Here is a 6,426-nt window from a genome sequence, read left to right as displayed (position 1 = left end):
ATGGATTCCCGCCTGCGCGGGAATGACGATGGGAATAACTAAGCATCAAGTCATCATGCTCTAACGCCGGTCTGCGGCGAAACCGGCGTCATTCCTCGCTTCGGCGTTCGACCGAATCAAGGATTGCACCGCCGGCGATGAATACCGCCAGCGGGCAGACGCCGAACAACAGCCAGCCGCCAATGCCGGGATATTGATCTAGATACTGTACCCCGCGCGCTACCGATCCGACGCCCAGGCCATAGATGACCAGAAACGCCTCGAACTTGGTCTTGATGACGAACAGCCGGGCGATTTTCTGGTACATATCCGATGCGTTGCAGAAAATGTGCCAACCGCTAAAATCGGTGCCTTTCGCTTCCGGAAAATGGTTAGTTGTCAATTAATTCGACAAGATTAAGCGCTTCGAGCAGCGCGCGGTGGCCGCGCTCGATCTGTTCGATCAGCGCCGGGCGGGCGATAGCGTCGGGGGCGATGTGTTCGGGCCAATGCTGTTCGACAACCGCTTCGATCTTCGCCAGCCCTGCCTTGTCGAGCAGGAAGCGCGGATCGACAGTCGCGGGATCGGCGACGACGCGCAGGCGAAGGCACGCTGGGCCGCCGCCATTGGCCATTGATTCGCGCACATCGACCACTTCGAGTCGCCGGATGGGGCCATTGCCCGCCACCAATTGCTGGAGCCACGCCCATACCGCCGGGGTGTCGCGCGCTTCGCTGGGCAGGATCAGCGCCATGCCGCCACCGCCGGGCAGCGTGACCAGTTGTGCGTTGAACAGATAGGAGGCGATGGCGTCGGCCAGGCTTACCTGTGCGGCGGGGACTTCGATGATCTCGACCTCGGGCAAGGCTGCGCGAAGCTCGGCATGAAAGCCATCGCGATGCTCGAACGCCTGTTCATGCGCGAACAGAACCCGTTCGTTGGCGACGGCGACGACATCATTATGAAACGCGCCGGCGGCGATCGCGGCTTCCGATTGTTGTGCGAAGATCGTGGCGTCGGGCGACAGGCGGTGGTGACTGGCGATGCTGGTGCTGGCCTGGCGATGCTGGCGCGCGGGGAAGGGGCCACCGCGCTCGCCATAGACGAAGACTTCGACGCCGGGGGCGTCGTGCGTGGGGGCAAGACGCATGTGATTGGCCGCGCCCTCGTCGCCGAACGGGGCGGGGATGGGGCCATGTACCGAAAAGGCGGGGTTGGCGAAGGCAAGCAGCAACTGCGCCAGCGTCTGGGGCCATTCGTGGCCGCGATGCGGCATGGTCAGCAGATTGGCGACGGTCAGGTGGCAGCGGCCATCGGCGGTATCGGGCGCTGGCGATACGGTGGCGGCATTGGCGGCCCACATCGCTGATGCCGATAGCGCCTGCGCCTTCAAATGCGACGGGGCCGAAGCATAATCGGTGCCGAGTTGCGCCAGCCACGCATGATCGGGCCGGCGATGCGGCAGCAACATGCCCTGCACCAGGCCAAGCGCCAGGTTCGCGCGCATCTTTGCCAGGCCCTGCAATGCCGCCGCGCGCGGTGCCGAGGTGCCGCCGGCATTGCGCGTCGCCGCCAGATTGCCGTGGCTCAGGCCCGCATAATTATGGCTGGGACCGATAATCCCGTCGAAGTTGATTTCACGCAGCATCGGATTTCCTATCGCGCGACAAATCGGATCGAGTCGCCCTGATCGATGCCGAGCGCCTGGGCCGAATCGGCATCAATAAGCGCCGAGTCCCCGTCGCGCGACACCCGGCCATAGGCAGCGCGAAACGCGGCCAGCCGCCCGGTGGCGATCAGCGCCTGATCGCCGTCATCGGCAATGCCGCCCACCGCCGCTGCCACGGCATCGCGGATGCTGCGGACCTGATCGGTCTTGGCGGTCATCGTCGGGCCACCATCAAAAATGTCGACATAGCCTTCATAATGAAAGCCTTCATTCTCGAGCATCCGCATCGCGGCACGCCCCTTGGGGTGGGGCAGGCCGATCGTCGCGCGGGCGTGTTCGCTGAGCATCGCGATGTAGATCGGGTGTTTGGGCATCAGATCGGCGATGAACTGGTTGCCATGCGTCGCGTTGAATTCATCGGCCTGCTGGAAGCTCATGCCGAAGAAGCGGCCCGCAACCCCGTCCCAAAAGGGAGAACCGCCCGCCTCGTCGATGATCCCGCGAAGCTCGGCGAGGATCCGGTCGGCAAAACGCGCGCGGTGCGCCGCGATGAACAGATAGCGGCTGCGCGCGAGCAACATGCCCAGACCCCCGGCGCGCTCACCCGGGTGCAGGAACAGCCCGCCGACTTCGCTCGCGCCTTCGAGGTCGTTGACCAGGCTCAGCGTTTCCGACCGGAAGGTCCGGTTCAGCTCCTGGCTGTGCTTGCTGATCGTGCCCAGCCGATAGCTGTAGAAAGGCCAGTGTTCGCCGACCTTGGTGAAGATCTGGCAGGTGCCGCGCACATCGCCGGTCGCGGCATTTTCGAGCACCAGCACGAACAAATCGTCGCGCAGTTCATCGTCGTCGCGGGCGAAGGCGGCGTGGCTGCGGTCGAGCTTGGCTTTCAGCGCGGGCTTGTCGGGGGGCAGATTGGTGAAACCGCCGCCGGTCAGTTTGGCCATTTCATATAGCGGCTGGAGGTCACTGTCGCGCGCGGCGCGGATGCGGAAACTCATGGGTGGCCCCGCTCGGCGATCCGCAGGATGGTGAGCGCCGACAGCGCGGCGCGTTCGGTCAGGCTTTCGGGCAACATGAATTCGTCCGCTGAATGGATTGCGCCGCCGCGAACGCCCATCGTGTCGACGACCGGGACGCCGCAGGCGGCGATGTTGTTGCCGTCGCACACCCCGCCTGTGGCGCGCCAGGCGATCGGAATGCCGAGATCGGCCCCCGCCTGTTTGACGAGGCCGAACAGCGCTTCGGCGGCAGGATCGATTGGTTTGGGCGGGCGATTGAAGCTGCCGTGCAGCGCGATCCGCACATCATGTTCTAGCGCGACTTCGGCGATGGCAACGTCGAGCGCCTTTTGCGCGTCGGCGATCGCTGCGGCATCTGCGGGGCGGAAGTTCACCCGCAGGATCGCGTGATCGGGGACGACATTGTTCGGCCCGCCACCCTCGATGCGCGCGGGGTTTACCGACAGGCCGGCGCGGCGTGCGCGGGCGAGGCGAAGCGCCAAGTCGGCGGCGGCGAGGACGGCGTTGCGGCCATCATCGGGGTTGCGCCCGGCATGCGCCGAACGCCCGCTAACGATCAGCGAGAAATTGCCGGTGCCGCCGCGCGCGCCCGCCAGCGTGCCATCGGCCAGCGCAGGCTCATAGGTGAGTGCCGCAACCTTGCCCCGCGCCGCTTTCGCCAGCAGCGCGGCGGAGGAGAAGGAGCCGGTTTCCTCGTCCGATCCGATCACAATTTCATAGCCGATCCGATCCGACAGCGGGCTTGCCTCGACCGCGTTGAGCGCGGCGAGCATTACGGCAAGGCCACCCTTCATGTCGGCGGCGCCGGGACCGTTCCAGGCCCCATCGGCAAGCACCCGCATCGCCTGGAACGGGTGATCGACCGGATACACCGTGTCCATATGGCCGGTGAACAGCATCTGCACCGGTGCCGCCGGGCGCACGCGCATATGCAGATGCGGGGCGTGGTCGAGCGCCTTTACCGCCCCTGTGGGATCGACCTGGTCGACCGGCGCGGCCTCGACCATCGTCAAGTCGCCGGGCAATACCGCAAAGGCATCGGCCAGTGCCGCGCCCATCGCTGCGACGCCGGCGAGATTGCGGGTGCCCGAATTGATCGCGACCCAGCGTTCGACCTGCTCACGCATCGGCTGGGTACCGACATGATCGACGGCAGCGCGTTCGGCGGGGGTTAGGTTGCTCATTACCGTCAGTGGTAGCGCCCGGACTGCGCCGCGTCACCCCATCGCCGGGCTGGTGTGCTGCCGTGCGTTGCTTGCGTTAAAACTCGTACACCAGCGACGCGCGGCTGGTCGTGTCGGTGTCGACGCGCCCCGCCGGCGGCATGCTTTCATATTGGACGACGTAGGAAAACTGCGCCGATAGCGGCCCCAGCACTTTGGCGTTCAATGCAGTGTTGCTGGAAATCGTGCTGTTGGCGTTTTGCAGATACGCCGAGGCGTTTTGCCGCAGTTCGATCCGCGGCGAAAACTTCCATTCAAAGGCGACCGATCCACGCGCCGCCAAATTGCTGTCGCTGGTCTCGTCGGTATAGTCGGTGCGACGATAGGCAGGGCCAAGTTCCAGGTCGAGCCGCATGCCGGTCCGCCGGATCGCGCTGTAGCCTGCGCCGCTCGATGCCGAATAGCGGTTGATATACCCCAGGAAGCGATCGCTTTCATATTGCGTCGCGCCATAGGCATAGAGGCGATCGTCGACTTTGAAATTCGGTTCATAGGCAGCCAGGTATCGTTCGCGGCTGGTGCGGCCGAAACTCTCCTGATAATCGGCTTGCAACAGCAGCTTGTGCCGCCAGTTCAGCCCCTCTCGCTTCACCTCGAGCCGCCCGGTAACGCCGCGATCCTGCGAATTGCCGCTGGTGGTGAAACCGCCCAGCTCGAACCGGCCCTTCACCAGCGCCAGAAAATCGGCATCCTCCAACCGCTTGAGGGCGGTCGCGGCGCGATCGTTTTTCCATGCTTGAGCCAGTCGGGCCACCCGGTCGGCTGATGGCATCTTCACTTGCTGGACATATTTGACCAGCGTGTTGACGTCGTTTTCATTGCCCGAGGCAAGCGCTGCATCGAGCATCGCCTTCACCTCGATCGGGATCTGGTCGCCTGGGGCCTTGAGCACCGGATCGTCGGGGCTGACCAGCAATGCGACTGCGATGAGGGGGAGGCCTAGAGACACAGCGACTGCTTTGTCAGACGAATGCGGCGGCGGAAAGACCGCCGCGCGCAGCCGGGCGGTTCAGCGTGCCGCTTCGTCGCGCCTGCCGAGCGGTTCGGCGAATTGTTCGAGGATTCGCGCATATAGCTCGCGCTTGAAGGGCACGATCAGGTCGGGAAGCTGCGCCGGCTCCACCCAGCGCCAGGTACGAAATTCGGGTTCGGCGGTGCGGATGTCGATGTCGTGATCCTCGCCCAGAAAACGGAACAGGAACCAATATTGGCGCTGGCCGCGCCATTTGCCCTTCCACAGCTTGCCGATCAGATCGTCGGGCAAGTCATAGCGCAGCTCCTCGCCGCCGCGCGCGATCAGTTCGACCAGATCGGGTGCGACGCCGGTTTCCTCGCCCAGCTCGCGGATCGCGGCGTCGAGCGCGTCTTCACCGGGGTCGATCCCACCCTGCGGCATCTGCCACGCCTCTACAGTCGAATCGAGCCGCTGTCCGACGAATACCAGGCCCTGGCGGTTGAGCAGCATCACCCCGGCACAGGGGCGATAGGGCAGATGGGCATGCTGGGTCATCAAATCGTCCGTTCTTTCGGGGCGGTATAGCAGGACGGGGGGCTCGGCACCCGAGGCGGTATTGGGTCGCGCGCCGTCCGGCCCTACCTATCGAAGCGTGATCGCTATTGTCCACCACCCAGACTATGTCGCCCCCGCGCCCACGCGCAGCGCGTATCAATGGAACAAGAACGGGCTGGTGCGGCAATTGCTGTCCGAAAGCGGCGCGGCGATCGACTGGCATGTGCCCGAACCGATGCCGCGCGTCTGGCTCGATGCGGTGCATGATCCCGATTATGTCGCCGAAGTCATCGAAGCGCGGGTGCCGGCCACGAAGGAGCGACGGATCGGCTTTGCCGTGACGCCGGTGATCGCCACGCGGGCGCTGGCAGTACCCGGCGGCACCTATCTGGCAGCGAAGCTGGCGATCGAGCGGGGCTTTGCCGCCAATACCGCCGGGGGCAGCCATCACGCGCTTAGTGAAACCGGGGCCGGCTTTTGCGTGTTCAACGATCTGGCGGTGGCGGCCAACCGGCTGATCGAGGAAGGCAGCGTCAATCGCGTGCTGATCGTCGATTGCGACGTGCATCAAGGGGACGGCACCGCGGCGCTGACGGGCGGGCGCACCGACATCGCGACCTATTCGATCCATGCCGACAAGAACTTCCCGGTGCGAAAGGCGCGCTCGACGCTCGACGTGCCGCTGGCCGACGGGGTCGGCGACGATGTGTATCTGCAAACACTGGCCGAAACATTGGTGCCGCTGCTCGACTGGTTCGCGCCGGACATGATCCTGTATCAGGCGGGGGTAGATCCGTTCGAGGGCGATCGGCTCGGGCGGCTTTCGCTCACCCATGCGGGGTTGGCGCGGCGTGAGGCATGGATCGCCGGGTTGGCCGCGTCGCGGGGGCTGCCGCTCGCCAGTGCGCTTGGCGGCGGATATGGGCATGACGCGATGGAAGTGGCGGCTCGGCATGTGGCATCTATTCTAGCATTGGGCGCAGCGTACTATCAGTCCCCCTCCCGCTTGCGGGAGGGGTTGGGGG

At 65.0% G+C, this 6,426-nt stretch carries 7 protein-coding genes; 1 reads left to right on the top strand and 6 read right to left on the bottom strand.

Going from position 1 to position 6,426, the window contains the following annotated elements:
- Window positions 1–88: 88 nt before the first annotated feature.
- From QU44_RS15725 to QU44_RS15700, 6 genes are all read right to left on the bottom strand, one after another.
- On the bottom strand, window positions 89–307 hold the full coding sequence (locus tag QU44_RS15725) for a hypothetical protein (RefSeq protein ID WP_033923358.1): 219 nt from the start codon (window positions 305–307) through the stop codon (window positions 89–91).
- Window positions 308–371: 64 nt separating this feature from the next.
- On the bottom strand, window positions 372–1,628 hold the full coding sequence (locus QU44_RS15720) for an N-succinylarginine dihydrolase (protein WP_033923357.1): 1,257 nt from the start codon (window positions 1,626–1,628) through the stop codon (window positions 372–374).
- Between the two features lie 8 nt (window positions 1,629–1,636).
- Entirely contained in the window at window positions 1,637–2,647 is a 1,011-nt protein-coding gene (locus QU44_RS15715) for an arginine N-succinyltransferase (RefSeq protein ID WP_033923356.1), read from the bottom strand.
- Complete coding sequence (locus QU44_RS15710; protein ID WP_033923355.1) at window positions 2,644–3,852, bottom strand: hydrolase; 1,209 nt, start codon at window positions 3,850–3,852, stop codon at window positions 2,644–2,646. The genes QU44_RS15715 and QU44_RS15710 overlap by 4 nt, the downstream gene beginning before the upstream one ends.
- Window positions 3,853–3,928: 76 nt before the next feature.
- On the bottom strand, window positions 3,929–4,840 hold the full coding sequence (locus tag QU44_RS15705; protein ID WP_033923354.1) for a DUF481 domain-containing protein: 912 nt from the start codon (window positions 4,838–4,840) through the stop codon (window positions 3,929–3,931).
- 60 nt (window positions 4,841–4,900) lie between these two features.
- Window positions 4,901–5,401, bottom strand: a complete 501-nt coding sequence (locus QU44_RS15700; protein ID WP_033923353.1) for an RNA pyrophosphohydrolase — start codon at window positions 5,399–5,401, stop codon at window positions 4,901–4,903.
- 97 nt (window positions 5,402–5,498) lie between these two features.
- On the opposite strand from QU44_RS15700, the gene QU44_RS15695 reads away from it, so the two are divergent.
- On the top strand, window positions 5,499–6,426 hold a 928-nt coding region (locus tag QU44_RS15695), incomplete at its 3' end, for a histone deacetylase family protein (protein ID WP_052134975.1).

The organism is Sphingomonas sp. 37zxx (assembly GCF_000786205.1).
Taxonomy (GTDB): domain Bacteria; phylum Pseudomonadota; class Alphaproteobacteria; order Sphingomonadales; family Sphingomonadaceae; genus Sphingomonas.
This window is presented reverse-complemented; position numbering and strand designations above follow the sequence as displayed.